Origin of the sequence: Melghirimyces profundicolus (assembly GCF_003054245.1) — a bacterium.
GTDB lineage: Bacteria > Bacillota > Bacilli > Thermoactinomycetales > DSM-45169 > Melghirimyces > Melghirimyces profundicolus.
Genome location: NZ_QBKR01000035.1, coordinates 1 through 26579 on the forward strand (window position 1 = coordinate 1; position 26579 = coordinate 26579).

Here is a 26579-nt window from a genome sequence, read left to right on the forward strand (position 1 = left end):
GACGAACGGCTTTGGGAATCCGGTTGGATGCCATCATCATTCACCTCAAGGCAAATTTCGACAAACCTGATGGCCATTCCTTCCATTTCTCAAAGCAGTACTAGTGCCCTGTGGGTGCATAGCGAGACCGGGAGCGGAGCGTCCTGAGTGACGCTTCCCTTCTTCTGAGCCTGACCATCAACCACAACGCTATTAGGGGAAACAACCTTTCTTGTGCAGCTTCCGAACGGCTTTGCCCCTCCCATGCCGGTTATATTCGGATGGACCGTCATCACTCCTTGACGGTTGGCCAACGGTTGCGTGGCCAAACACGAATGGTATGTCCATCTCCCTGTTCGAACCCATTATCCGCCAAAGATCCAGCTGACCACGAGCCAGGAAGCCAGCACACCCGTCAGATCCGCCAAGAGGCCCACCTTGACCGCGTAGAGGGAACGCCGGATCCCCACCGCGCCGAAATACACCGTCAGGACATACAGGGTGGTGTCGGTGCTTCCCTGCATGGTGGAGGCCAGACGACCCAGATAGGTGTCGGGGCCGTGGATGCTGAAGATGCTTTCGGCGAAGGCCAAAGCCCCCGTTCCGGTGATGGGGCGCAACAGCCCCAGGGGCAACACCTCTTCCGGAAACCGGACCCAGGAGAGAAGCGGTTTGAAAAGACCCAGATAAAACTGGAGGGCCCCTGTTTCGCGAAAAATGGACACGGCCACCATCATCCCCACCAAGTGCGGGATGATCTGTACGGCGGTGGGGAACCCATCCTTCGCCCCTTCCACGAAATTTTCGTACACCGGCAATTTGCGGAATGCGGCATAGAGCGGAATAAAGGCCAGAATGGCCGGAATCATGATCTTGGAAAGAAAAGAGACCGTCTCAAACACGGAAAACCCTCCTTCACCGCATTTCCGACAGACCGGTTTCCTATTCCCGGAAGGCGGTCCGACTCCGAAACCAACGGTCCAACAAGATCGCCACCAGGGTGGAACAGAAGGTGGCGAAGATGGTGGTCCCGATGATCTCCGTGGGATTGGCCGATCCGTACTCCATTCGGATTCCGATAATGGTCGTGGGGACCAGGGTCAAACCGGAGGTGTTGAGAGCCAGAAGCGTGCACATGGCGGGCGTGGCGGTCTTCTTGTCGGTATTGAGTTTCTGAAGCTCCTCCATCGCCTTGAGGCCCATGGGTGTCGCCGCATTGCCCAAACCGAACAGGTTGGCGCTCATGTTGGACAGGATATACCCCATGGCGGGGTGATCCTTGGGTACGTCGGGAAACAAAAACCGGGCCAGAGGCCCCAAGAGACGGGCCAAACGATCCAACAACCCGGCTTCCTGGGCGATCCGCATCATTCCCAACCAAAAAACCAGGATGCTGATCAGACCGATGCAGACGGCCACCCCCTCCTTGGCCCCTTTCAATGCCGCACGGGTTACCAGATCCAGCTCCCCCTGCACCGCTCCGGCCACCACCCCGCTCACCATCATGAACAACCAGATATAATTGACCAACGGTCAACCCCCTCTTCCAAACAGAGCGGCCAACACACCGAGCCACTCCTCCATCATGGTTTCCTCCTCCGACACCCGGACCTCCAGGGGAACGGCCCCCACCGCTTCACCGTTGATGAGAATCCGGGCGGTGCCGACTTGAATCCCTTCTTTTTTCGCTTTGGACAACGGGTAGGTGATCATCGGCTTCACCTTCACCCGGTCCTTTTCTTCTTCCATCAGGGGGTATCGGAAACTCCTCGACACGGTGACAGCCAGGCGGGGTTCATGGCTGCCGGGAATGGAAGCCATTTCATCCCCTTCCCGAACCAGCTCCGTTTCCTCAAAATGACGAAACCCGTATTCCAAAAGTTGCATGGAATCGTTCCAGTCATCGGGAGCATTCAGGGTGACCGCCGCAACCTGCCTTCCATCCCGCGTCGCGGAAGAGACCAGGGTCCGCTTGGACAGTTTGGTATACCCGGTCTTCACCCCGTCGGCTCCCGGATAGAGACGAAGCAGTTTGTTCTTGTTGTACCATTTTCGATGCCACTTTTCCCCCGTCCAAGGAACGGTTTTCACCTGGGTTCCGACGATTTTCCGGAATTCGGGGTTTTTGAGGGCATAGGCGGCCAACCGCGCCATATCAATGGCCGTGGAATAATGACCGGGGGAGTCCAGTCCGTGGGGATTTTCAAAATGCGAATGTTCCATCCCCAGGTATTGGGCTTTTTCGTTCATTTTATAGACGAAACCTTCCACGGATCCCCCGATGTGCTCGGCGATCGCCACGGCAGCATCATTTCCCGAGCGGAGCATCAAACCGTAAAGCAGATGTTCCAAGGGGATTTCTTCTCCCTGTTTCAGATAGATGGATGAACCCTCCACCCCTTCGGCACGGGGTCCCACCTTTACTTTTTCGTCCAGGTCGCCGTTTTCAATCGCCACAATGGCTGTCATGATTTTTGTGATGCTGGCAATCCGCATCCGTTTCCGGGCTTCTTTCTCATACAGAATCCTGCCTGATCGAACATCGATCGCTGCTGCCGACTTCGCGCTCAAGTCCAGATAAGTTGGACGATGGCCGGCGCGGGTCTCCGACAAGGTAAAGATCCAAACCCAGAAAACGCAAAGTGCAATCAGTATGCGTGTCAACCGCATGGCTCATCCACCTTAGGGCTTGTGTTTGTACAATTTATATGCCGGTGGGACAGGGTTATGAAAAAGACCGGATCTGTTTATTCCATTAACGGAGCGTTATACGGAAGTCGTGTTCTGTCTGAGCGACCTTTTCCACCCTACTCAGCGGGACGTCTTTGGGGAGGGCGTTCAGGGACAACATCCTCCTTGTAAAAAAAGACGGAAAAAGACCGTCCCCGGTTCGGGAACGGTCTGTGATTGACATGGATCGGGGACTTTTCTTTCCGTGCCGGATCCTGCATCAGATATCGGTTTTGGGTTCGGAACATGGATCCTTTTTTCCCCCACGGGTGAGATTCTGAAGCCGCTCCATCAGGTTGGGGGCCAAGTCCAGCATGCGGTCGAAGAGATGGGTGTTGCCGTCCATGTTGAGCATCCGGATCCCTTTCTGATTGACCACCAAAAATCCGATGGGGGTGATGGAGACGCCCCCTCCGCTTCCGCCTCCGAAAGGCATTTCCATGGACGGCTCTTCGTCCCGGCCTTTCCCCCTCTCCATCCCGCCTTCTCCCTGTTGACCCTGAAATTCACTTCCTCCTGCAGCGAAACCGAAGCCGACTTTGGAAACGGGAATGATCATACTGCCGTCCGGAGATTCCACCGGGTCCCCAACGATGGTGTTTACATCCACCATTTCTTTGATGTTCTCCATGGCCGTGGTCATCAAGCCCTGAATTGGGTGTTCCGCCAATTTTCTTCACTCCCTTTTTTGTGGCGCATCATCCCTATGAGCAGGTGAATGACAGCAAGGATAGCGTGCCCGATCCGAAAACGGAATATACTGTCCAGCTCCGTTTCAATCTTTTCTTCGTGAAAAAGCGGATGCACGTCGAGCCGCGGAGGATCGGTCCAGCGGAGGAGGGGACTTGTGAATCCCACCAACGTCGTTTTCACTCCCCATACGATTCCCGTCACCACCCCGGTGGACGCCGCATCTCCCGTTCCGATCCGGGAGTTCCACACCAGCCTCTCACACACCACGTGTCTCAGAAAACGGCGATAGGTCTCTGTCACAATCTCATGGAAGGAAACGATCTGCCGCCGGATCCAAGAGCGTTCAGACCAAAACCTCCTCACCATGCGGAGGCTGATTCGTCGTTTATGAGCCGTCTCCCGGTCCTCTTGTTCCGTCCGGAATGAAACCCCTTTCCAGTTCAGCCAGAACGAAGGGATGACGGTCCGGAAACGGAGAAGACCGAACAACAAGCGCCAGCCCAGTTCCAGGTGATCTTTCTCCCCTTTTCTCCGGTATTGAACACGGATCCGGATCGATGTGAAGGGGAAGATGACGAGAAGCCCGAGGAACACCATCAAAGGAACCTTCCAAATCACGTCCATCTCCATCAACCACCTGTCCGCCTCATGCCTCTTCCAATATCCGGTATTATCGGCGGAACTTCCGAAAAACATACGAAAACCCCGCGGTCATTTCCGCGGGGAGCTTATGATTCCGTGGTTTCCTTTGCACCGGACGGCTCCGCGTCCGTCGGGGACTCTTCCCCGGTCCGTGGTTCCACACCCAGACGTTCGTACAACTCTCCTCTTTCCCTTTCCCATTCGGCCCAATCGAAAATGGAATCGACGGGCGGGAGCTCGTCCAGACTGGTCAGACCGAAGTAGTCGAGGAATTCGCGGGTGGTGCCGTACAGAATCGGTCGACCCACCCCTTCGGCCCGGCTCACTTCCCGGATCAAGCCTTTCCGTTTCAGGTAATAAATCGCCTTGTCGCATTTTACCCCCCGCACCTCTTCCACATCGGCGCGGATGATCGGCTGGCGGTAGGCGATGATGGCCAGCGTCTCCAGCGCCGCCCGGGAAAGCTGGGAGCGGGAGGGCGATTTGGCCAATCTCTCAAAATAGCGCCGGTGCTCCGGCAGGGTGGTCAGCTGATAGACCTGGGCCACTTCGACAATTTGGATTCCCCGCCCCGCCTTTTTCCATTCTTCCGCCATCTCTTTCAGTAACTGACGGACGGCCTTTTTATCCATCCCCGTCACTTCGGCGATTTCCGACGGACGAAGCCCTTCCTCCCCGGCGGCGAACAACAGGCCTTCAATCACCGGTTTCAGCTGTGAATTCATCAGATGACTCCCCTCCCTCACCCGGTTTCGCTTCGATTCGGATATCGTCAAACAACCCGGCCTGGCGGATCCGAATCCGCCTCAGCTTCATCAGCTCGAGAAGAGCAAGGAAGGTGGTAACCACCCGTTCCCGTGTGATCCGGCCCCACCGGAGCAATTCGGAAAACCGCAGTTCTCCCCGGGTCCGGAGCAGAAGTCCGTGGATTTCCTCCATCCGGTCGCTGACCGAGATCTCTTCCCGGGTCATTCGCGCGGGTTCGGCCTCCTCTTCCCTTCGACTCATCACATCGACGAAGATTTCGAGGAGGTCATCGGGTGAGACGCCTTTCAGCGGGTTTTCTTCCGGTGTGTAGGGAGTCAGGTCCATCGGCGGCCGGGTGTACACCCGGCTCCGCTCTTCCTCCCGTTCCCGCAAAGCGTCAGCGAGCCGTTTGTAACGTTTGTATTCCAGAAGACGTTCCACCAGCTCTTCCCTGGGATCCAATCCTTCCTCTTCTTGCATCACGTCGGAAAGATCGGCGGGCTCCGCCCGGGGAAGCAACATCCGGCTTTTGATGGCGAGCAGGGTGGCGGCCATCACGAGGAATTCGCTGGCCACCTCCAGTTCAAAGCGTTGCATGGTCGACAGATATTCCATGTACTGGTCGGTAATGCGGGCGATCGGGATCTCGCACACATCCACTTCCGATCTGTCAATCAAGTGGAGCAAGAGGTCCAGCGGCCCTTCAAACATCTCCAGTTTGATCGTCACATCCACGTCTGCCCTGCTCCCTTCCCGTCGGATCAGTCCTGCCGGGCTTCCTTCAGGGAACGCTGCAAATTGGCTGTCTCGATGGCGGAAACGGCGGCCTCCCAACCTTTGTTCCCGGCTTTGGTTCCGGCCCGTTCAATGGCCTGCTCGATGGTGTCCACGGTGATCACCCCGAAGATCACCGGCAGGGAGCGCTTAAGGGAAACGGCCCCCACCCCTTTGGCCGCTTCCGAACAGACATAATCAAAATGGGGGGTGGAACCCCGGATCACGGCTCCCAGGGCGATCACGGCATCATACCGCCCCGATTCGGCCATCTGATCCGCGATCAGCGGAATCTCAAAAGCGCCCGGAACCCAGGCGACATCGACATCGTCTTCATCGGCTCCGTGCCTTTTCAGCGCATCCTTGGCACCCTCCAGCAGCTTGGAAGTGATCAGTTCGTTAAAACGGCTGACCACAATTCCGAAGCGCAAACCGCCGGCGGTCAGGTCTCCTTCATAGATTCGGGCCATCGCATTCCATCTCCTCTCACAAGTCGGATGTTAAAAGTGGAGCATGTGCCCCAGTTTGCTTTTCTTGGTGCGAAGGTATTTTTCGTTGTCCGGCACGGCCGGCATTTCGATCGGCAGCACCTCGGTCACTTCCAGACCGTACCCTTTCAGTCCCGTGATTTTTCGGGGGTTGTTGGTCAATAGACGCATTTTCCGCACCCCGAGATCCCTCAGGATCTGGGCTCCGATCCCGTACTCCCGAAGGTCCGGACGAAAGCCCAGCTTCAGGTTGGCTTCCACCGTATCCAGTCCTTCTTCCTGCAGTTTGTATGCCTTCAGTTTATTCAGCAGACCGATCCCACGGCCTTCCTGGCGCATGTAGAGAAGAACGCCCGTTCCTTCCTGCTCAATCTGACTCAGGGCGGCATGCAGCTGGGGACCGCAATCGCAACGGTGGGAGCCGAACACATCCCCGGTGAGGCACTCGGAATGAACGCGAACCATCACCGGTTTCTCCCCATCGATTTGTCCCTTCACCAATGCGATGTGCTCCTTGTCGTCCACCTCGTTTTTATAACCGTAGGCGGTGAATTCCCCAAACTCCGTCGGGAGCCGTGTAGAGACCACCCGTTCCACCAATTTGTCTTTCCGGTTGCGGTAATGGATCAAATCCTGAATGGTGATGATTTTGAGTCCGTGTTCCCCGGCGATCTTCATCAGATCCGGAACCCGGGCCATGTTGCCGTCTTCCTTGATCACTTCACAGATGACCGCCGCGGGATAAGCCCCGCACAGACGGGCGAGATCCACTCCGGCTTCGGTGTGGCCGGCACGGCGCAGCACGCCCCCTTTTTTGGCGATCAACGGGAATATATGACCCGGGCGGCGGAAATCCCCACCCTTTGTCCGGGGGTCGATCAGGGCGCGGACCGTCTCGGCTCGTTCATGGGCGGAAATACCGGTGGTGCAAGTTTTATGGTCGACGGACACAGTAAAGGCCGTTTCGTGAGCTTCGGTGTTGTGTTGCACCATCAACGGGAGGTCGAGTTCCGCAGCCCGCTCCTCCGTGATCGGCACGCAAACCAGCCCCCGGCCGTGGGTGATCATAAAATTGATCACCTCCGGCGTCGCCTTTTCGGCCAAAGCCACGAAGTCCCCTTCGTTTTCCCTGTCTTCATCGTCGACCACGATGACAACTTCCCCCTGCATCAGTTCGTAGATGGCTTCTTCAATGGGATCAAAGCCGCGCATGGGCCACACCTCCTCTTATCGGACAAAACCGGACTCTTTCAGTTTTTCTGCGGTCAATCCGGGCGCCGCATAACCACTCGTCAACTTGGCCACGTACTTCCCGATCATATCGCATTCGATATTGACCGGATCTCCCGGACGGGCTTCCTTCAACTGCGTCACTTGCAGGGTGTGCGGAATGATGGAGACCGAAAAGGCTTCCGGTTCGGTCCGGACGATCGTCAGACTGATCCCGTTGACCGCCACCGACCCTTTGTCCACCATCCAACGCGTCAGCTCCCGGGGCACCCCGATTCGGAACAGGACCGCATTCTCGACGGGAGTGCGGGAAAGAATCCGGCCCACTCCGTCCACATGGCCCTGAACAAAATGGCCGCCCAGTCGGTCCCCCGCCGCCAACGCCCGTTCCAAGTTGACGGGGGACTGCACCGCGAGCTCTCCCAGGTTGGACTTCATCATCGTCTCCGGCATCACGTCCGCGGAAAAATGATCCGCTCCGGACTCGGTCACGGTGAGACAGACCCCGTTGACGGCGATACTGTCTCCGGTTTTTACTCCATTCACCACTTTGCGACAGGAAACGGTAAGTCGCATCGCATTTCCTTTCCGGTCGATCGAACGGATCGTTCCCACTTCTTCCACCAGACCCGTAAACACGACCTATCCCCCCTTTTCCGCTTTTTTCGGATATCCCGTCAAACAAAAGTCTTCCCCGAAGGACCGGATGGACACCTCTTTGAGGGACAGCGCATCCGCCATGCGCCCCGGCGCGTTCCCTTCCACAGCCGTGGGGCTCTCCTTGCCTCCCAATATTTTCGGGGCGATGAAAACCATCATTTTATCCACCCATCCCTCCCGGAGAAGGGAGGCATTCAATTCTCCGCCGCTTTCCGCCAGGACGGAAATGATTCCTTCTTCACCCAGTCGCCTGAAGACCTGCCGTAAGTTTACCCGCGGTCCCGGGCCTGTCCGGACCACGCGAACCCCTCGGTCGGCGAGCCCCCGTTCTTTCTCCCGGTCGGCCCGATCCGTGCAGAAGACCCAGGTCGGCGCTTCCCGGACATCGGTCACCGGGGTGTCCGGGGGCAGCCGCAAGGTACTGTCCAACACCACCCGGAGTGGATGGCTGCCTCCCCCAGGCAGACGGACGGTCAAGCGGGGGCGGTCCTGCAGCACGGTTCCGATGCCGACCAGAACGGCGTCGTGATGGTGTCGGAGACGGTGCACTTCCTCCCGCGCCGCCGGTCCTGTCACCCACCGGCTGTCACCGGAGGGGGCCGCCGTCTTTCCGTCGAGGGTGACGGCGGTCTTCAGGGTGACAAAGGGGAATCCCGTACGGCGGTGATGAAAATACGCTTCGTTTAAGCGGTCGCAACGGTCGCCCAGCACACCGACCGTAACCGAAAGGCCTGCGTCTTGAAGCCGACGGATCCCTTCCCCCGACACCCGGGAGTCGGGGTCGGTGCTGCCGATCACCACTCGCTTCACCCCGGACCGGATCGTTTTTTCCGTGCAGGGCGGCGTCCGGCCGTAATGGTTGCAGGGCTCCAACGTCACATACAGGGTGCTCCCCCGGGCCTCTTCTCCCGCCATCTCGAGGGCGTACACTTCGGCGTGGGGGGCGCCGGCTTTCAGATGAACACCGGAACCTTTCAACTGGCCATCCTTCACCACCACCGCCCCGACCAACGGGTTTGGCGACGTCTGTCCCCGGGCTGACTCCGCCAGAGAGAGCGCCAGCTCCATCCACCGTTCATCTTCGATGCGCATTTCTTCTTCCATGGGTTCACCCCCTGACATAACAAAAAGCCCTGAACCATCAGGGCTTTTTGAAGGAACAACCGAACGGGGGCACGGGAAATCACGTGGAAGCCCCCTCCGAGCGGAACGAATGTTCCCCCCGGCGGTCCGGAAGGGTGACTTCCCGAAAAAGAGTATGCAAATCCAAACGGGAAGAAGCCTCCCGACCTCCACGGACACCCGTGTTCCGTTACATCCTTCTCCCATCCAGACTTTCACTGTCGGCCCCGGAGTTTCACCGGATCCACCGCTTGCGCGGGTCACGGACTGAGGAGGTCTTTCTCTCTCCATCACCGCCGGTCGGGATTTTCACCCAGCCCCGAAGGATTCGTTGGAAACACGGCTTTTATGGTTTTTTCGGATCACATTCTGTTGAAAAGAGACGGCTTTATTCCGGCCGTCTCTTTCATCTTACCACAAATCGACGAACCGTGACTCCCTTTTTCCGCTTTAACGGAAAGAGGGTTGTTCTGTCCCCTTTTCACTCCGTTGGGGACGGGTGTTCCAAGGAGCGCCCACCTGCAGGCACAGGTAGCAGATGGCCGCGAAAAACGCGGAAATCAGAGTGGTGTGGGCCAGTGCGATGATCAGTTCCAGCTTGGTGAGGACGATCGCCCCGCCGGTCAATACCTGAAGGGCGGTCAGGGTGAAAGACCATCCCGCCCCCCTCACCAGGTCTTTCCGTTGGGGGTGATTCTTTTTCACCGCCCAGTAGAGCCAGACCGTAAAGAGGAACAACAGCCCGGCGAACAACCGGTGCATCAGCTGAATGCCCGCCTGGGTGGTGAGATCGGGGATCCACTGTCCGCCGCACAGGGGCCAGTCGGCGCAACCCAGACTGGAGCCCGTATGGCGGACATAGGCCCCGGTGTAGACCACCAGGTAAGTGTATGCGGCCAGTCCCCAGATCCCCGTTCTCATGGCACGGGAGACGGAGCTTTCTCCACCCGGAAGGGCCGACCCGCTTCCTCTGCCCAGCTGGAACAGGACGACCGACAGAAGGACCACGCTGGCGAAGGAAAGAAGAGAAAAACCGAAGTGCAACGCCAACACCGCGTCGGACTGACCCCACACCACGGCCGCTGCCCCCAAAAGCCCCTGCAGCACGATGAAAAAGAGACTGTTGAAGGCGAGAAACTTCACGATCCACCGGTCCCGGTAAGCCAGCCAGGCCCCGACCGAAAGAATCAGTACGATCAAACCGACCAGACCGGACACGATCCGGTGGCTGTATTCAATCCACAGCTCCAGGGTATGGTAGCTGGGAAACACTTCCCCGTGACAGAATGGCCAAGTGTTGCCGCACCCTTCCCCGGAGCCCGTTTTCGTCACCAAAGCCCCCATCAGGAGGATCAAAAACGTTCCCGCCACACCCAGGACGGAAACCCCCCGAAGGAAACGCTTCATTACCGTTTGCCCCCTCTCTGTGTGTACAGGGTCGTCGTTGTCATTTTACCACAGAACGGGACAAACCAACGCCGGACGGCGGATCGGGCACAAATTCTCCATACTTCGCAAAAAACCCTTCCCGTGAGGGGAAGGGTGAAACCGTCAGTAGGGGATATATTGGCGGGGGTTGACGTAATTCCCCGGACGTCCCACATGGACCTCCAAGTGAAGGTGGGGCCCGGTGGAGCGGCCGTTGTTGCCGATCGCGGAGATCAGCTGGCCTTTTTTCACCACGTCGCCCACCGACACTTTGGACTGCCAGGAGTAGCTGTGGGCGTACAGGGTGTAGACGCCTCCCCCGTGATAGATCATGATGTAATAACCGTAACCGCAACCGCAGGTCTGCGCCCGGACCACCCGTCCGTTTCCGGCGGCGTAGATGGGCGTGCCGATGTCCCCGCTGAAGTCCACCCCGGTGTGAAACTCACTGCCACGGTACCCGTAGCCCGAAGTGACCGGACCGTTCACCGGCTTTCTGAGCGGTCCCTGGAAGGGGAATTCCCCCGTTCTCAGGTTTTCCAGGTTCAGCTGGGACAGGGTTTTGCGGTAGTCCATCTCTTTCTCTTCCAGCTGAGCCAGGGCGGAGCGGTTTTTCTGGAGAAGGTCGACCATTTTGTCGTAATCCTTCTCGATCTCCTTCATCTTCTTTTCCTTTTCTTTGCGAGTTTTCAGCACTTTGTCCCGTGCTTTTTCCGCTCTTTCCTTGGCATCGTAATACTTCTGCACCTGACTGAAATCCTGCTTGATGATCAGGCGGAGAAATTCGAATCGGGCCAGAAACTGTTCGAAGGAATCCGCCGAGAGGAGGGATTCCATCTGGTTGGCCCCGCCGTGGATATACATGGAGCGAACGCTGGCCTTGTACTGGTCGTCGTACTTGTCCAGCTCCTTTTTCGCTTTTTCCAAATCCTCCTCGGCTGCGTCTTCCTTTATCTTGATCTTTTCCAGCTCTTTTTCCAGCGGCTCCAGCTTCTTTTTAAGCTTGTCGACTTCTTGTTTGACTTCTTCGATCTCTTTCTCTTTCGCTTCCTGCTTTTGTTTGTTGTCCTCAATATTTTGCCTGACCTCATCCTCTTTGTCGGCGTGAACGAGTCCGGCCGGCCAGACGGAGAAGGCTAAGCCCAATGCTGCCGCCAGTGAGATCGCGGTCCGTTGCCACCCGCCCTCCCCCAGAATCTTCAAAATTGGATCACCCTTTCCGTCTCAAAAAGTACCCGGCTTCTTTCCGCTTAAATGAAAACGAAAAGGACTGCGGAAATGTTTCGTTATGTACGAAAAAGAAGACCGGGCCAAAAAAGGGACAAGTCCCATTTGCCAGTATACTCATTCACTCCCGTTTCTTCAATATGGGGAATACCTGATCCTGCCGCATCCTCCAAAAGGAGGGGTCGACCTTCCTTTTGGAGGATCCGGATCCTTCTTTTTTACTGGTTTCGGTCCTTCATCCCGTCAGAGCCCGTGCCGGAAAATCCGGCGAAGGATCGCGCATTTCCTCATGGCAGGTCCCGAGACAGCGGTCCAGCACATGAAGATCTTCCGAAATAATGGAATAACAGTCCCTTGGAGATCCCGGATTTCTGGATGATCCGGTTGGTCGATCCTTTGCTGTATCTGTGTTCGGCAAATGACCCGATCGCCGCTTCCATCACCTGAACCCGCTTTTTCCGGGCATGGCCCTCAAATAAGGTCTCTCTCCTTCACGCCTTGGTGACCACGGGACTTCCATGATCCCCGGGCCCGTCCCGGTTTAAAAGAAACGAGCGGGGTTCCTTCGCTCTTGAAACGTCCGGAGACGGGCGTCGTTATTCCATCGGTTCCGGGCTGAACATCCGTTCCGGGATGCGGTCGTTTCGGATCAGATCCTCCAGGCTTTCCCGCTGCACCACGAGGTCCGCCCTTCCATCCCGGACGAAGACCACCGCGGGACGCCGCAGACGGTTGTAGTTGTTGGCCATGGAATAATTGTAGGCACCGGTGCAGCTCACCGCCAAAAGATCCCCGCTTTCCACCCGGGGCAGATCCAGATCCCAGATCAACATATCTCCCGTCTCACACAGTTTGCCGGCAACCGAAACCGTCTCCGAAGGAGGCTCCTTCGCCCGGTTGGCAAGATAAGCTTCATAGGAAGCCTGGTACAGGGCGGGACGGGGATTGTCGTTCATTCCACCGTCCACCGCCACATACTTCCGGATGCCGGGGACCTCTTTGATCGTTCCGATCCGGTACAACGTCGTGCCGGCCTCCCCGACGATGCTTCGACCCGGTTCCACCCAGACCTCCGGCGGCTGCACCCCGGCAAAACCGGTCCGGATCTCTTCAGCCATCGCCGAAATGTAGGCTTCCGTCGGCAACGGACGGTCCTCCCCGCTGTATCGGATTCCAAACCCGCCTCCGATGTTGAGCACCCGGGTCCGGAATCCGTAAGCGGCCCGGCAATCCTCCGCCAACTTTGCCAGTTTCCGCACCGCCAACCGAAATCCGTCCGCTTCAAAAATCTGGGACCCGATGTGGCAGTGGAACCCGTCCGGTTCCAGCCCTTCCGCCTCCAGGCTGAGTCGGACCGCTTTGTGAACCTGGCCGCTCGCCAGGTCGAACCCGAATTTGGAATCCTCCTGTCCGGTCTGAATGTAGTTGTGAGTGTGAGCTTCCACTCCAGGGGTGGTTCGGAGAAGGATTCGGGCGATGGTTCCCTTTTTGCAGGCCCGGGCATCCAACATCGAAAGCTCGGTGAAATTATCCACCACAAACCAGCCGATCCCGACCTCCAGTCCCATATCCAATTCTTCCGGTGTCTTGTTGTTGCCGTGAAAGTAGATCCGTTCAGGGGGGAACCCCGCCTTCAATGCGGTGTAAAGCTCCCCGTCAGATACCACATCGAGATACAGCCCCTCTTCGGCCACCAAACGGCACATGGCCAGTGTATTGAAGGCTTTGCTGGCATAGCCGACCCGGAAACGCAAACCGGTTTTTCGGAACGCTTCCACATAAGCCCGCATTCGGCTCCGGATCATTTGCTCATCCATAACGTACAGCGGGGTTCCGAACTGTTCGGCAAGCTCGACGGTATCGCATCCCCCGATCTCCAGGTGTCCCCGCTCGTTGATTCGACTGGTTCCCCTTAACTGCATCGCCTGAGTCTCCTCTCTCCAACCTCACAAAATAAAAAGCAACCGACGAAGACGTCTGTTGCTGAGAACGTCGTCTTCCCCACGGTAGCGCTCCGCGAAACGTCCGCGGCAACCGGCCCCTTGTTCAGCGGACCGGCCAGTGCGGGGGTTCGGCAACCGACCGCACTTCGGCGAAACACCCTTTTCCGTCCGATCATCGATGCCTTTCTCCGGGACGGTACTGATGCGTTCCGCGCCTCTACTCACAGGAAAACAATTCCATCATATGAGTGCCGAGCGATTCAGTTTGAAACAAGGGTATCACATTCCTCAGGGACTGCCAAGAGGAAAAAACCCAACCCTCACGGGAGAACGTCAGTTGTTCCGAACATGGGGCCGGTCTATTCCCTCGGGGGTGATGGGAAGTTTTTGGGGGGTGTATCAACGCGTGAATTTCCCTCCCCTTTGTTTCCTTCCAGAATCAGGCGAACCGCTTTTGCGGTGACCGGGGCTCCCCACTGTATGTCGTCGTGGTGACTCATCTTCCCCACGTCCCCGATCCCCACGACCATCGGAAAGGTGTATTGGTTCAGCACATCCACGGTGTCACCGAAGATCCGCAAAGGAGCGTCCCCCATTTCCACCCCGTCTTTGTCCACCCCGTGTTCCACCACGTTGCCATCCCGGTCCAGGGCAACGTGAACCGGGGTACCCTCCACAGGATGGCTGTTGGAAGCAACGGCCACCACCCCGATCACTTCGATATCCGGATGGTTGATGACATATTCCAGGGCCTGTTCCCCCCGCCCTTTTTCCCGGGATCCGCTATCATCGAACATCACCAGTACCGGGTCGAAGGCGGCTTGTTGGATCAGTTCCACCAGACCCTCACCGGTCAGGGGGGTGGGGTTGCCGGCCGAGGCGGAGATACACCGCCCTCCCACTTGCCGGGCCACATCTTCCACCGTTTCCCGCGCCACCCGGTCTCCGTCGGTAATAAGAATCACTTTGCGTCGGGGCAAGGGGGGCACCTCCTCGGGTGGAATACCGGAGCGGTCAGGGTGGGAACCGTGGCCCCCGCGAATTTCAGCAGAGGTTCATACCATCCCAAACCGTCCAGCACGGCTCCGGCCACCACCGGACTGCTCAGAACATGGGTCGGCGTCATGGAGAGACAGTCCGGCAACAACTGACCCATCACGCAGATCAAATCTCCGACGACACATGCAGACCCCATCGTGCCCAAACCCTTCACTCTCCTTAACCATTGATAAAGACCAACCATTGAAACAAGGATCCAACCACTTTTCCCAGCATCATGGCCATCAGCAGCCAGAAGACACGGGACTCCATTCGGATGCGCTTGGCAAGAATGGGCAACACGTTGATCACTTCCGTCAAAGCGGCGGCCAACAGGCCCACAAAGACCCCGGACAGAAGCCCGACCCACACTGTGCTGACGGGGGGCAACGTTACCGCCCACCCCCTGAAATCCATCCAGGTGAACAAGAGGGCTCCAGCCACAAATGCCATTTCATACCAACGGACGAACCGACGGGTTCTCGTCAGCACAGTCAGGCGCGGAACAATATCCAGAACGGTGAGAAAGGCGACAAAGCCGCTTCCCACCGCAACCCCCCCCGCCAGTCCGATCATGGCAAGGATCAGCTTATCCAGAGGGAACACGCCGATCGCCCCGTTTGTGGGATTTTTCGTGGTCAATCACATACTGATCGATGTTTTCCTGATATAAAAAGACCTCCAGCTCAAGGGGGCTGGGCTCTTCGTTGAACTTTCCCCTGAACACGTGATTGAAAAACAACACCATGCCCAGACCGATCCCGAGGGAATAAGGGATCTGCAGGATCAGCGGACGGGACGTTTGGACACCGGTCATCAGGTAATAGATCCGTTCGTGAACTTCTTTCATGCTGACATCGGTATGAAAGTTCATGATTGCCAGCCCCGAACCGACGAACAAAAGGAGCCAGACCGCAGCCACCGCCGCCGCTGGCGGGATGGTTCGGGGGGAATGAAACTCCACCAATGTCTGGGGCAGACCCACCGTTCGGATGTCCAGATCGGGGTCTTTCACCCGGAGGACCCGAATGACGTCCATCAGATCCACGATCGCCAGGTCCCCTTCCATATCATTGGGACGGGAGACGGGAAGTGACTCAAGCTCTTCTTTTTTTTCGGCCAACACCACCGCCACGTCCCCCACCCGGAGCACTTGATCCGGCTTGGCCCGTATTCGTTTTTTCATCTGAAGAAAAACCTGTCCGGAAACCATCGCACTCCCTCCCTGCAGTCCCTGTCGAAAATAGTATGCAACGCCCCGATGACGGCCATACAAAAAGCACCCCCTTCGGGGTGCTCAGCCGCTCTCGCTTTCATCGATCGATTCCCGCATGCGCCGGATGATCTTCTTTTCCAGCCTCGATACCTGAACCTGGGAGATTCCCAGCCGTTCCGCCACCTCCGATTGGGTCTGATCCTTGAAAAAGCGGAGGTAAACGATCAGTCGTTCTCGTTCGTTCAGGCGATTGATCGCCTCCTTCAGTGCAATTTTGTCAAACCAGGTATCTTCCGTGTCGTCGGCAATCTGATCCATCAATGTAATCGGGTCTCCATCGTTTTCGTACACGGTCTCATGTATCGATGCAGGAGCCCGGTTGGCTTCCTGAGCAAAGATGATCTCTTCCGCCGCCACTCCCATTTCTTCCCCCAGCTCATGAACCGTGGGAGCCCGCCCCAGCTTTTTGGTCAGTTCATCCTTGCTCTTCCGTATCCGGTTCGACAGTTCCTTGAGGGAACGACTCACCTTCACCATACCGTCGTCCCGGAGAAAACGTTGAATTTCGCCTATGATCATGGGGACCGCGTAGGTGGAGAATTTGACATCATAGCTGAGATCAAATTTATCCACCGCCTTCAACAGACCGATGCATCCGATCTGGAAGAGATCTTCTGCTTCATAGCCCCGGTTCAGGAAACGCTGAACCACCGACCAGACCAGGCGGATGTTGTGTTGCACGAGCCGGTCGCGGGCAGAAGTGTCTCCCTTCTGACTTTTCTCGATCAGAACCTTGACCTCGTCGTCCGACAGGTGTTTTTGACGGGAATTACGTACATCGGAATCCATGGGCAACCCTCAACTTCCGATGGTCTGACGATGGGTTTTCAGGTTCTTGATCAAGGCGACAGAGGTGCCTTTGCCTTCCGAGGAAGTGACGTCCACCCGGTCCATGAAATTCTCCATGATGGTGAACCCCATTCCGGAACGCTCCAGCTCCGGCTTGGATGTGTAAAGGGGCTGACGGGCTTCCTCGATGTTACGGATGCCCACTCCCTCATCTTCGATGACGATACTGACCCGGTCCCCCTCGATTTCCGTCCGGATGGTGATCACTCCGTCGGGCCGTTCTTCATAACCGTGGATGACGGCGTTGGTGACCGCTTCCGAAACCACGGTTTTGATATCGGTCAGCTCTTCCATGGTGGGGTCCAGCTGGGAAACAAACGAGGCCACCGCCACTCGCGCAAAGGATTCATTTTCCGATCGGCTGGCAAATTTCAGCTCCATGAAGTTGTTATGTACTTTGGTCATGATGCCACCCCGCAGACGGAAAGTGCTGTACGTTCATCTTCAGCAAACGGGAGGATTTTGAACATCCCTGACAGCTCGAACAGGCGGTGGATGGAAGGCTGAACGGCACAAAGCACCATTTTCCCGTTCATCTGGGAGACTTGGCGGTAACGGCCCAGGATGACCCCCAGCCCTGAACTGTCCATAAAGGAGAGGTTGGCCAGGTTCAGCACCAGGTTTCCGCAAATACCCTTGTTCCATTCCCGGTCGATTTCCTCTCTCACACGAGCAGCGGTATGGTGGTCCAGCTCGCCGGACAACCGGACAAGAAGGACATCATGATGATGGGAAACATCGACATGCAAGCTCATTTTACATTCACCTCTGTTGGAGATCCGGTTTGATGTCCTTTTCTACGGATTGTCAAACCGTTCCTTCCCTTGGACAAAAAAAGAAAAAAACCGAGAAAACCCGACACGGGCCTTCCCGGTTTGCTGCTTCTGATCCATTTTCAGGAGAGAAGACGTGTTGATTCACCATCATTTTGGGTGGTCCCTCTCCAGAAGTATTGTTTAGCCGTGTACTCACAGAGCACAAGTCTCGCCTGGGGTCGCTTCGCTCCCCGGTCTCGCTATGCTGTCCTGCTGAGATGGAGGCACTGTCCGCTCCGAATCATCCCGCTGCGGGCAGGGGCAAACGCCTGCGGGTGCAACACAGAGAAGCTATTTGCCCCTGAACACCCTTGCCGGCTGATTCTCCGCCGGGCAGGACAGCCCGGTTTAGGATGATCACATGGTCCTGTTTTCAAGAGACAAGGTCGTCGGCGGGTGCTTCCTCAGGCAGGAAGAGCATCTTCTTGGTGCACCGTTTGATGATCGTCCAAAGACCGGCTTTCGGATTGTGCCGGGCGGACACCAGTTTCATTTCCGACACGGTATTTCCGTCTTTGACCACTTTGACGCTCCCGATCGAATCCCCTTTTCGAACAGGGGCCGACAGGCGTTTCCAATCCAGGACGGTTTTATAATCCTTGGGATTCTCCCCTTTTCGGATCAGAGTGCTGAATTGTCGTGGAGCCCGAACTTCGATCCGGTTCTTTTCCCCTTTGTCCACCCGCAGTTCACCGATTTTTTGCCCCTTTTTATACAACACCAGGTTGGTGAACTGGTTGAAAGCGTAATCCAGCATCCGGGTGATCTCCCGGTTTCGGTCTTTTACATCCGGTTCCCCCAGAACCACGGCGAGCACCCGGAAATCCTTTCTCTTCGCGGTGGCGGCAAGACAATATTTCGACTCCCGGGTGAAGCCGGTTTTCAATCCGTCCAGCCCTTCGTAGAATTTCACCAAACGGTTGGTGTTCACCAGCCAAAAAGGATTCTTGCTGTCCTTCCGGAGGTGATCTTCATAAATGCGGGTATAGGTGGTGATTTCGGGATACTTGAGCAATTCCCGGGACATGATGGCGATATCCCGGGCCGTGGTGTAATGATCGGATTGGGGAAGCCCGTTGGTGTTTTGGAAACGGGTTCCGGTCATCCCGAGTTCCTTCACCTTCCGGTTCATCATGTCCACAAAAGCTTCCTCGGTACCGGCGATATGCTCGGCCAAAGCGACGGAGGCATCGTTGGCACTTCCCACCGCCACGGCCTTCAGCATGTCTCTTAATTCCATCACTTCGCCCGGCTCGAGAAAAATCTGTGATCCTCCCATGGAAGCTGCATGTTCGCTCACACGGATTTGGTCTCCGAGAGAGACCTTTCCATCCTCCAGGGCTTCCATGACCAGAAGCATGGTCATGATTTTGGTGATGCTCGCGGGAGGCAGTTTTTCCCCGCTGTTTTTCTCATACAACACCGTACCGGTGTCCACATCCATCAGAATGGCCGATTTGGCTTTGGGGGCCAGACCGTCTTCCGTGGCCGAGGCGGATGCCGGCCGGGGGATCAACGAAAGAGACAGGCAAAACAAAAGGGCCCATACACACAGACGAGATCGCATCGAGGCTTCCCTCCTATTCATCGTATCTTTATTGTGAACGGAGGGAAGGAAATTATTCCAATAATGGAAAACAAAAACCTTACAAACGCTGAACGCCTTCTTCTGTCACGAGCGCCCGGATCAGGCGGGGCGGTTTTACGGGGTCCTCCCGGATCTCAATCGCGTTGAGGAAACGCCCTTTCACTTGTTCCGCCTTGTCTGGATCATTGGCGTATAACGTGGCCAGGGTTTCTCCCCGGCGGACCGCTTCCCCGGTTTTTTTCGAGAGAACGATGCCGACACCGTGGTCGATCGAGTCCCCTTTCCTTTCCCGGCCCGCTCCCAGCTGCATGGCGCACAATCCGATCGCTTCGGCGTCCATTGTGGCCACGATGCCATCGGAAGGCGCCGCGACTTCCAGGCGAACATCCGCCCCGGGAAGGGAATCCGGATCATCCACCGCCCGGGCATCCCCGCCTTGAGCTTTTACAAAACGGCGGAACAACTCCAGAGCGGAACCGTCGGCGATGGCGTCCTCCAGGCGCTTTTCCGCCTCCCCGGGCGTGTCCGCTTTCCCGGCCAGTATGACCATCTGTGCCCCCAAGGCCAGACACAACCGGGTCAGATCAGCGGGGCCGTCGCCTTTCAGGGTGTCGATCGCTTCCTTCACTTCGAGGGCGTTCCCGATCGCCCGGCCCAGAGGCTGGTTCATATCGCTGATGAAAGCCACCGTCCGGCGGCCGATCCGGCTTCCGATCTCCACCATCGCCCGCGCCAGCTCGATCGCCTGTTCTTCTTCTTTCATGAACGCGCCGTTGCCGGTTTTGACATCGAGGACGATGGCATTGGCTCCCGCGGCGATTTTTTTGCTCATGATGGAACTGGCGATGAGGGGGATGGAGTCCACCGTTGCCGTCACGTCACGCAGGGCGTACAACTGCTTGTCCGCCGGAGTGAGGTCGGCGGTCTGCCCCATCACGGCCAGGCCCAGTTGGTTGACCTGACGGACAAAAGCCTCGGTGGTCATGGAGGTGTCAAATCCTGAAAAAGATTCCAGTTTGTCAATGGTGCCCCCGGTATGGCCCAACCCTCGGCCGGAGAGTTTGGCCACCGGCACCCCCGCTGCCGCCACCAGGGGAGCCAGCACCAGGGTGGTGGTGTCCCCCACACCGCCGGTACTGTGTTTATCCACTTTGACACCTTCGATCGCCGACAGGTCCACCTGTTCCCCGGAGCGCACCATTTCCAGGGTCAGATCCGCCGTTTCCCGGGTCGACATCCCTGTAAAGTATACCGCCATCGCCCAAGCGGACAGCTGATAGTCGGGAATCCGGCCCTTGACGTAGCCTTGGATGAGGTGTCGGATCTCTTCCGTCGACAGGTCATTTCCATCGCGTTTCTTTCGGATGATTTCCACGGTTTGCATCTCTACACCTTCACCTCTGCCAGAATCCCTTTGACCAAACGGATAAAGCGGGGTTTGGTCTGGTTCGCCACTTCCACCACCTGCTCGTGGGTCAGAGGCTCCAGCTCTTCCCCGATCGCCATGTCGGTAATGCAGGAGATCCCCAGGACCCGGAGCCCCGCATGCCGTGCGGCCATCACTTCCGGAACCGTGGACATGCCGACGGTGTCCCCGCCCAGGTTTCGCAGCATGATCAGCTCCGAAGGAGTCATGTAGGCGGGACCGCTGATCGCGGCGTAAACCCCTTGTTGCAGCCGGATTCCCTGTTCATCCGCGACCCGGTGAGCCAGATCGATCAACCCGCGGTCATAGGCCTGGGACATGTCGGGAAAACGGGGACCCAACCGGGAATCGTTCGGTCCGATGAGGGGATTGCTTCCCGTAAAGTTGATGTGGTCTTCGATCAGCATCAAATCCCCCGCTTGGAAAGCGGAATTCATCCCGCCGCAGGCGTTGGTGGCGATCAACACCTCGATCCCGAGAGCTCTCATCACATAGACCGGAAAGACCACTTCCTGCTGGGTATATCCCTCGTAAAAATGGAAACGTCCCTGCATTGCTGCCACCGTTTTGCCGGAAAGACGACCGATCACCAGCTGGCCGGCGTGCCCCTCCACCGTGGAAACCGGAAAGTGCGGAATCTCCGAATAAGGGATCACATCCGCCTCTTCGATGTCATGGGCAAGATCTCCCAGCCCCGAACCGAGGATCAACCCGACCTCCGGACGCCGATCGGTTTTTTTCCGGATAAAATCACGGGCTTCTTCAATCTGTTCATACCTTTGTGCCATGATAAGCCCCCTTCCTGAAGGATGTCAGGCATGTTGATGAAATCACAACGCTTCTTTGGGTTGGTGACTCCCTGTCAATGCCCCGTTTATCAATCGTTCCGGAAGGATTTTCCCATTGTCCGTTAATCAGACAGAGGGAATGTCCCTGACAATGCCTTTGACCAGTTCGATAAAACGGGGCTTCACCCGCTCCGCCGTCTCCATCACTTCCTCGTGGCTCAACGGTTGGGGCAGAATCCCCGCCGCCATGTTCGAAATGCAGGAAATTCCAAGGACCCGGATCCCCGCATGGCGGGCCACCATGACTTCCGGCACGGTGGACATGCCGACGGCATCGGCCCCCATCCGCCGGAGCATACGGATCTCGGCCGGAGTTTCGTAGGAAGGGCCGGTCAAACCCGCATAAACGCCTTCCCGGAGGGAAAGGCCCCGGGTTTCAGCCACCCGTTTGGCCAGCTGACGGTAAGTGGAATCGTAGGCTTCCGACATATCGGGGAAGCGGACTCCCCATTCCGGGTGGTTCGGGCCGATCAGCGGGTTGGTAAACATCAGATTGAGATGGTCTTGGATCAGCATCAGATCTCCCGCTTCAAAATCGGTGTTGATCCCCCCCGCCGCATTGGTCACCAGCAGGATGTCCACCCCCAGCTCCTTCATCACGCGGATCGGGAAGGTGACTTCCTGCATCCGGTACCCTTCATAGAAGTGGAAACGCCCCTGCATCGCCACCACGGGCTGGGTTTCCAAGGTTCCCAGCACCAGCTTCCCCGCATGTCCTTCCACCGTTGAAACGGGGAAATGGGGAATCTCCCCGTAGGGAATGGATGTGGCTTCTTCAATCTCTTCCGCCAAAATTCCCAGGCCGGATCCGAGAACGAGGCCGATTTTGGGACGGCGGTCGCTCCGTCCCCGGATCGCTTCGGCGGCCTCTTTGGTTTGATGCAAGATGGATTCCATACAACCCTCTCCCTTATTTTCGTTTCAGCGACGACAAGAAACTGGTTCCATGATCGGGCGGACGAACGCCGAAGTTCTCGGCGACGGTGGCCCCCACATCGGAAAACGTCTCCCGCACCCCGAGGGAGATCCCTTCCTCGGAAAGAACCGGGCTCCAGACAAAAAGGGGCACGTATTCACGGGTATGATCCGTGCCGGAATACGTGGGGTCGTTTCCGTGGTCCGCCGTGATGATCAGAAGATCCGAGGGACCGACGGCGTTCAGGATTTCGGGAAGCCGGCGATCGAAATCCTCCAACGCCCGACCGTAACCTTCCGGATCCCTCCGGTGACCATATTTGGAATCGAAGTCCACCAGATTGACGAAGGCGAGACCGTGGTAAGGCGTCTTCAGCACTTCCAACAACCGATCCACCCCGTCCATGTTGTCTTTCGTTTTGATGGAACGGGTAATTCCTTCCCCTGCGTAAATATCGGAGATCTTGCCGATCCCGATGGAGTCCAGACCCGCTTCCGCAAGATGGTTCATCACCGTGGGCCGAGGCGGTTTGACGGAATAATCGCGCCGGTTGGCGGTTCGCTCGAAGTTGCCGGGTTGTCCGATGAAGGGCCGGGCGATGACCCGCACCACAGCATACCGGTCATCCAAGGTCAGTTCCCGGGCCGTCTCGCAGATCCGGTAGAGCTCATCCAGCGGCACCACCTCTTCGTGAGCGGCGATTTGAAACACGCTGTCGGCGGAAGTGTAGACGATCACCGCTCCCGTCTCCATCTGCTCAGCCCCCAGCTCCTCGATGATCGCCGTGCCGGAAGCCGGTTTGTTCCCGATTACTTTTCGGCCGATTCGTTCTTCAAAGGCCCGGATCAATTCCTCCGGAAAACCTTCGGGATAGGTCTTGAAGGGCTTGGAAGTATGTACCCCCATCAGTTCCCAATGTCCCGTGGTTGTATCCTTTCCCGCGGAGACTTCCGCCATTTTTCCGTAATGGGCCATCGGCCGGTCGGCGGGTTCAATCCCCGGAATCGGTTCAATGTTGGACAGTCCCATGCGGGCGAGGTGGGGCAACTTCAGTCCCCGAACCTCGGCGATGTGACCCAGGGTATGGACCTCCCGGTCACCGAAGTCTTCGGCATCCGGCAGCGCACCGATCCCCACGCTGTCCAAGACGATCAATGCAATCCGGTCAAATGCTTTCAATCCTTCTCACCTCACCGTCAGTCTCAACAAAAAAGCCGCTCGAAGAGCGTGCCGTGAGCGGTTGGATGGACCTCATTCGCCCAGCCAGTAGAATAGAAGAAGACGTTCTGTCAGGTCGGTCAGCCCTCCCGTCGTTCCGGTTTCCCCATGGGGCGCAAACACTTTGACGGCCGGCCCCTTCGGTTCCCCATACCGGTAGGTGGGCTGAATCCAATGGGAGATCCAGGCGATCACCTGATAGAAAATCAGCGTGAGAATCACGAACATCGTGAGGAACTTGGCCCATGCCGCCAAACGGCGGAGGGAGAAAACCATGAAAACAACCCGTCCTTTCCCGTTATTTGAAACATTGTATGGAAAAGGGGGCCGGGTTATGCCCGTCCTTCCTCGAGGATCGGTTGTCCCATTAAATCATCGAGGGATCGGTAAGGAAGGTTGAGATCCTCCGCAACCGCCTGATACGTCACATAGCCTTCCATCACGTTCACCCCGCGGGCGAGGGGATGACTTTCCTTCAACGCCTGTTCCAACCCTTGGTTGGCAATTTTGAGGGCATACGGAATCGTGACATTGGTCAGGGCATAAGTGGAGGTCCGAGCCACGGCTCCGGGTATGTTGGCCACAGCATAGTGAACCACGTCATGTTTCACGTAGGTCGGGTTGCTGTGGGTGGTGACATGATCGATCGTCTCAATCGATCCTCCTTGGTCGATCGCCACGTCAACGATCACCGAACCGGGCGACATCGACTTCACCATCTCTTCCGTCACCAGACGGGGAGCGCGATGGCCGGGGATCAGAACCGCCCCCACCAGAAGGTCGGCCTTTTTCACAGATTGCGCAATATTGTACGGGTTGGACATCAGGGTTCGGAGCTGGCCGCGGAAGATATCATCCAACTGGCGCAGGCGATCGGGATTCACGTCCAGGATGGTCACGTTGGCTCCCAGCCCCAGCGCCATTTTGGCCGCGTTGGTACCGACAACGCCGCCCCCGACAATGACGACTTCTCCGGGAAGAACCCCGGGCACCCCGCCAAGGAGCACTCCTTTGCCGCCGTTGGGCTTCTCCAGGAACTGTGCGCCGATCTGAACCGACATCCGGCCGGCCACTTCGGACATCGGAGTCAAAAGCGGCAAGGCTCCGTTGTCCAACTGGATGGTCTCATAAGCGATGGCCGTCACCTTGTTCTCCATCAGAGCCCGGGTCAGTTCCGGCTCCGGGGCCAGATGCAGGTAGGTGAACAGAAGGAGTCCTTCGCGGAAATACCGGAATTCCGAAGGCTGGGGCTCCTTCACCTTGAGAATCAGGTCCGAGGAGTTCCAAACTTCTTCGGCGGTGTCGATGATTTGGGCACCGTGCTCGGAAAGCGCTTCATCTGAAAAGCCGCTTCCTTCTCCGGCCCCTTTTTCAATCAACACCTGATGCCCCGCTCCTGCAAGAGCGTCCACGCCTGCGGGGGAAATGGCGACCCGGTTTTCATTGTCTTTCACCTCTTTGGGGACACCGATGATCATTTCTGCACGCCTCCTTTTCCATCCTTTATCATACCACTCGTCCATTCCTCTTCATACCGACCGTGGGAAAATAAAAACGCGAGACCGCCCGGATCTCACGTCACTTTGGAGCCAACCAGTTTTTTGGGATCTTTGACTTGATCCTTACACCGGTGACAGATCCCATGAAAGGTCAACCGGTGGTCGATAATCTGAAAGTCGAATTGTTTTTCTACCCGCTTCTCGATCGGCCCCAGCCAATCATCGGTAATTTCATCCACGGTTCCGCAATGGAGGCAGATCAGGTGATGATGATGATGTTCCGCTCCTTCGGCGCGAAACTCGTAACGGGTGACGCCGTCACCGAAATTCAGCTTGTGGATGATCGCCAGATCACTGAGGAGTTCCAGCGTCCGGTAAACCGTCGCCAGACCGATCTCAGGTGCCTTCTCTTTCACCAACAGGTAGACATCTTCCGCGCTCAGATGATCTTCTTCATTTTCCAGGAGAACGCGGACGGTCGCTTCCCGTTGGGGGGTCAGTTTATAATTATGGGCAGAAAGCTGCTGCTTGATTTGTTTGACTCTCTCTTCCATCTCCACACCCCCCTGCGCTCCTGACCTCATTATATGGGAGGGGAGTCTTGGAAGTCAATTCTGTCGATATCGACTATCAGATAAGAAAGATTTTAAACTACTACAGCTGCGGAATGACCATCCGCATCAGCACGGGGGAAACATAGGCCTCAAAAAAGGAGGACAGGACCAGGACACAGGCCATGATGGTCACCAAGATCGAGTAGGACAGGAACTGCGGATAGATCGTACCGCGACGATGAATGAGCCGGTTCCGGGCCATGAGGAGGGAGAACGCGATCCCCCCGACTGCCACAATCATCAGGGCGGGCACGATCAACAGGTTGTGAGGCACCACGGCCAAAAAGGAAAACCAGAGCCCGTCCCAGGAAAGCTGGCTGACCAGAAAGCCGACGGTAAAACCGACCACCAACCCCTTCAAGAAAATCAGAACGAATATGAAGGGCATTCCGATGACGGAAACCCCGAGCAGCCACATCAATCCCAGAATTTTAAAATGGTTGCCGAGGGAGTGTTGAAACGCGGTTTTCGGATCGGCAATGGAATCCTGGTCCAGTCCCTTGAAAAAATGGCCCAGGTAGGTGAGCAGGTTTTCCTTTTGCACCGGAGACAGGGTATTGACGATGACTGCACCGAAAATCACCCCCATCACAAACAGAACACCGACGAACAAATACAGGGGCATCTGGTTTTGGAGGTGGAGCTGAAACGCCTGCCGGATGGTCTTCTTCTTCAATTTGGAATCCCCCCTTCTCCACTCGCTCTATTTCTATGAGGGAAAAGGGAGAGATATACTAGAAGTCCGGTGAAAAAGTCCAACTAAAACCAGGTTTTTAGCTTCCAGTGTCGAAAACTGTCTACGGAAGAACATCACGGATCGATAGGGTGA

The 26579-nt window shown here is 56.9% G+C and carries 30 protein-coding genes, 1 pseudogene and 2 riboswitches; all 31 genes and pseudogenes read right to left on the reverse strand.

Annotation, left to right across the window (positions count from 1 at the left end; genetic code table 11):
* Nucleotides 1-344 precede the first annotated feature (344 nt).
* The 31 genes and pseudogenes from C8P63_RS17055 to spoIIM all read right to left on the reverse strand — a co-directional run bounded on the left by C8P63_RS17055 (nucleotide 345) and on the right by spoIIM (nucleotide 26426).
* Nucleotides 345-881 (reverse strand): spore maturation protein, encoded by a 537-nt coding sequence (locus C8P63_RS17055; protein WP_281258742.1) that lies wholly within the window; start codon nucleotides 879-881, stop codon nucleotides 345-347.
* Nucleotides 882-921: 40 nt separating this feature from the next.
* Nucleotides 922-1509 (reverse strand): nucleoside recognition domain-containing protein, encoded by a 588-nt coding sequence (locus C8P63_RS17060; RefSeq protein WP_108026163.1) that lies wholly within the window; start codon nucleotides 1507-1509, stop codon nucleotides 922-924.
* Between the two features lie 3 nt (nucleotides 1510-1512).
* Nucleotides 1513-2649 (reverse strand): D-alanyl-D-alanine carboxypeptidase family protein, encoded by a 1137-nt coding sequence (locus tag C8P63_RS17065; RefSeq protein WP_108026165.1) that lies wholly within the window; start codon nucleotides 2647-2649, stop codon nucleotides 1513-1515.
* A gap of 280 nt (nucleotides 2650-2929) precedes the next feature.
* Nucleotides 2930-3379 carry a GerW family sporulation protein gene (ytfJ, locus tag C8P63_RS17070; RefSeq protein WP_108026167.1) on the reverse strand — a complete coding sequence of 150 codons (450 nt, stop codon included), beginning with the start codon at nucleotides 3377-3379 and terminating at the stop codon, nucleotides 2930-2932.
* Nucleotides 3352-4026 carry a DUF2953 domain-containing protein gene (locus tag C8P63_RS17075; RefSeq protein WP_170109738.1) on the reverse strand — a complete coding sequence of 225 codons (675 nt, stop codon included), beginning with the start codon at nucleotides 4024-4026 and terminating at the stop codon, nucleotides 3352-3354. The genes ytfJ and C8P63_RS17075 overlap by 28 nt, the downstream gene beginning before the upstream one ends.
* Nucleotides 4027-4130: 104 nt before the next feature.
* Complete coding sequence (gene scpB, locus C8P63_RS17080) at nucleotides 4131-4769, reverse strand: SMC-Scp complex subunit ScpB (protein WP_425437326.1); 639 nt, start codon at nucleotides 4767-4769, stop codon at nucleotides 4131-4133.
* Nucleotides 4741-5526: a segregation and condensation protein A gene (locus C8P63_RS17085; protein WP_108026171.1), complete on the reverse strand. Its 786-nt coding sequence runs from the start codon at nucleotides 5524-5526 to the stop codon at nucleotides 4741-4743. The genes scpB and C8P63_RS17085 overlap by 29 nt, the downstream gene beginning before the upstream one ends.
* 26 nt (nucleotides 5527-5552) lie before the next feature.
* Nucleotides 5553-6035 (reverse strand): 6,7-dimethyl-8-ribityllumazine synthase, encoded by a 483-nt coding sequence (gene ribH / locus C8P63_RS17090; protein WP_108026173.1) that lies wholly within the window; start codon nucleotides 6033-6035, stop codon nucleotides 5553-5555.
* Nucleotides 6036-6065: 30 nt separating this feature from the next.
* On the reverse strand, nucleotides 6066-7265 hold the full coding sequence (locus C8P63_RS17095) for a bifunctional 3,4-dihydroxy-2-butanone-4-phosphate synthase/GTP cyclohydrolase II (protein WP_108026175.1): 1200 nt from the start codon (nucleotides 7263-7265) through the stop codon (nucleotides 6066-6068).
* A 15-nt stretch (nucleotides 7266-7280) separates the two neighbouring features.
* On the reverse strand, nucleotides 7281-7922 hold the full coding sequence (locus C8P63_RS17100; protein ID WP_108026177.1) for a riboflavin synthase: 642 nt from the start codon (nucleotides 7920-7922) through the stop codon (nucleotides 7281-7283).
* A gap of 3 nt (nucleotides 7923-7925) precedes the next feature.
* A complete protein-coding gene (ribD, locus tag C8P63_RS17105; protein ID WP_108026179.1) occupies nucleotides 7926-9047 on the reverse strand; it encodes a bifunctional diaminohydroxyphosphoribosylaminopyrimidine deaminase/5-amino-6-(5-phosphoribosylamino)uracil reductase RibD in 1122 nt (373 codons plus the stop codon).
* A gap of 209 nt (nucleotides 9048-9256) precedes the next feature.
* Nucleotides 9257-9396, reverse strand: a riboswitch (FMN riboswitch).
* Between the two features lie 119 nt (nucleotides 9397-9515).
* On the reverse strand, nucleotides 9516-10472 hold the full coding sequence (locus C8P63_RS17110; protein ID WP_108026181.1) for a COX15/CtaA family protein: 957 nt from the start codon (nucleotides 10470-10472) through the stop codon (nucleotides 9516-9518).
* Between the two features lie 144 nt (nucleotides 10473-10616).
* The gene (locus C8P63_RS17115) at nucleotides 10617-11696 is read right to left on the reverse strand and encodes a murein hydrolase activator EnvC family protein (protein WP_108026183.1); all 1080 of its coding nucleotides are present in this window, start codon (nucleotides 11694-11696) and stop codon (nucleotides 10617-10619) included.
* Nucleotides 11697-12007: 311 nt separating this feature from the next.
* Nucleotides 12008-12160, reverse strand: a complete 153-nt coding sequence (locus C8P63_RS20120; RefSeq protein WP_108026186.1) for a TetR/AcrR family transcriptional regulator — start codon at nucleotides 12158-12160, stop codon at nucleotides 12008-12010.
* Nucleotides 12161-12316: 156 nt separating this feature from the next.
* Nucleotides 12317-13642 (reverse strand): diaminopimelate decarboxylase, encoded by a 1326-nt coding sequence (gene lysA, locus C8P63_RS17125; protein ID WP_108026188.1) that lies wholly within the window; start codon nucleotides 13640-13642, stop codon nucleotides 12317-12319.
* Nucleotides 13643-13719: 77 nt separating this feature from the next.
* A riboswitch (Lysine riboswitch) is annotated at nucleotides 13720-13891 on the reverse strand.
* A gap of 131 nt (nucleotides 13892-14022) precedes the next feature.
* Complete coding sequence (gene spoVAEA / locus C8P63_RS17130; protein WP_108026190.1) at nucleotides 14023-14643, reverse strand: stage V sporulation protein SpoVABEA; 621 nt, start codon at nucleotides 14641-14643, stop codon at nucleotides 14023-14025.
* A 41-nt stretch (nucleotides 14644-14684) separates the two neighbouring features.
* A pseudogene (locus C8P63_RS17135) lies at nucleotides 14685-14858 on the reverse strand (SpoVA/SpoVAEb family sporulation membrane protein); the annotation flags it as partial.
* A 23-nt stretch (nucleotides 14859-14881) separates the two neighbouring features.
* Nucleotides 14882-15277, reverse strand: coding sequence for a stage V sporulation protein AB (locus tag C8P63_RS17140; RefSeq protein WP_108026223.1), 396 nt, complete (start codon nucleotides 15275-15277; stop codon nucleotides 14882-14884).
* A 13-nt stretch (nucleotides 15278-15290) separates the two neighbouring features.
* Nucleotides 15291-15914 (reverse strand): stage V sporulation protein AA, encoded by a 624-nt coding sequence (locus tag C8P63_RS17145; protein ID WP_108026192.1) that lies wholly within the window; start codon nucleotides 15912-15914, stop codon nucleotides 15291-15293.
* Between the two features lie 84 nt (nucleotides 15915-15998).
* Nucleotides 15999-16766 (reverse strand): RNA polymerase sporulation sigma factor SigF, encoded by a 768-nt coding sequence (gene sigF / locus C8P63_RS17150; RefSeq protein ID WP_108026225.1) that lies wholly within the window; start codon nucleotides 16764-16766, stop codon nucleotides 15999-16001.
* A gap of 9 nt (nucleotides 16767-16775) precedes the next feature.
* Entirely contained in the window at nucleotides 16776-17231 is a 456-nt protein-coding gene (spoIIAB, locus tag C8P63_RS17155; RefSeq protein ID WP_108026194.1) for an anti-sigma F factor, read from the reverse strand.
* Nucleotides 17228-17581 carry an anti-sigma F factor antagonist gene (gene spoIIAA, locus C8P63_RS17160; protein ID WP_108026196.1) on the reverse strand — a complete coding sequence of 118 codons (354 nt, stop codon included), beginning with the start codon at nucleotides 17579-17581 and terminating at the stop codon, nucleotides 17228-17230. The genes spoIIAB and spoIIAA overlap by 4 nt, the downstream gene beginning before the upstream one ends.
* A 433-nt stretch (nucleotides 17582-18014) precedes the next feature.
* Nucleotides 18015-19208 (reverse strand): D-alanyl-D-alanine carboxypeptidase family protein, encoded by a 1194-nt coding sequence (locus C8P63_RS17165; RefSeq protein ID WP_108026198.1) that lies wholly within the window; start codon nucleotides 19206-19208, stop codon nucleotides 18015-18017.
* Nucleotides 19209-19287: 79 nt separating this feature from the next.
* Entirely contained in the window at nucleotides 19288-20613 is a 1326-nt protein-coding gene (locus C8P63_RS17170; protein ID WP_108026200.1) for a pyrimidine-nucleoside phosphorylase, read from the reverse strand.
* A gap of 2 nt (nucleotides 20614-20615) precedes the next feature.
* Entirely contained in the window at nucleotides 20616-21443 is an 828-nt protein-coding gene (locus tag C8P63_RS17175; RefSeq protein ID WP_108026202.1) for a purine-nucleoside phosphorylase, read from the reverse strand.
* A gap of 126 nt (nucleotides 21444-21569) precedes the next feature.
* The gene (locus tag C8P63_RS17180) at nucleotides 21570-22400 is read right to left on the reverse strand and encodes a purine-nucleoside phosphorylase (RefSeq protein ID WP_108026204.1); all 831 of its coding nucleotides are present in this window, start codon (nucleotides 22398-22400) and stop codon (nucleotides 21570-21572) included.
* A gap of 13 nt (nucleotides 22401-22413) precedes the next feature.
* Nucleotides 22414-23598 carry a phosphopentomutase gene (locus C8P63_RS17185; protein WP_108026206.1) on the reverse strand — a complete coding sequence of 395 codons (1185 nt, stop codon included), beginning with the start codon at nucleotides 23596-23598 and terminating at the stop codon, nucleotides 22414-22416.
* A 72-nt stretch (nucleotides 23599-23670) separates the two neighbouring features.
* Nucleotides 23671-23913, reverse strand: a complete 243-nt coding sequence (locus tag C8P63_RS17190; RefSeq protein WP_108026208.1) for a DUF4227 family protein — start codon at nucleotides 23911-23913, stop codon at nucleotides 23671-23673.
* A 56-nt stretch (nucleotides 23914-23969) separates the two neighbouring features.
* Nucleotides 23970-25115: an alanine dehydrogenase gene (gene ald / locus C8P63_RS17195; RefSeq protein WP_108026210.1), complete on the reverse strand. Its 1146-nt coding sequence runs from the start codon at nucleotides 25113-25115 to the stop codon at nucleotides 23970-23972.
* A 95-nt stretch (nucleotides 25116-25210) separates the two neighbouring features.
* Nucleotides 25211-25690: a ferric iron uptake transcriptional regulator gene (fur, locus tag C8P63_RS17200; RefSeq protein WP_108026212.1), complete on the reverse strand. Its 480-nt coding sequence runs from the start codon at nucleotides 25688-25690 to the stop codon at nucleotides 25211-25213.
* Nucleotides 25691-25790: 100 nt separating this feature from the next.
* Nucleotides 25791-26426 carry a stage II sporulation protein M gene (gene spoIIM / locus C8P63_RS17205; protein WP_108026215.1) on the reverse strand — a complete coding sequence of 212 codons (636 nt, stop codon included), beginning with the start codon at nucleotides 26424-26426 and terminating at the stop codon, nucleotides 25791-25793.
* Between the last annotated feature and the right edge of the window lie 153 nt (nucleotides 26427-26579).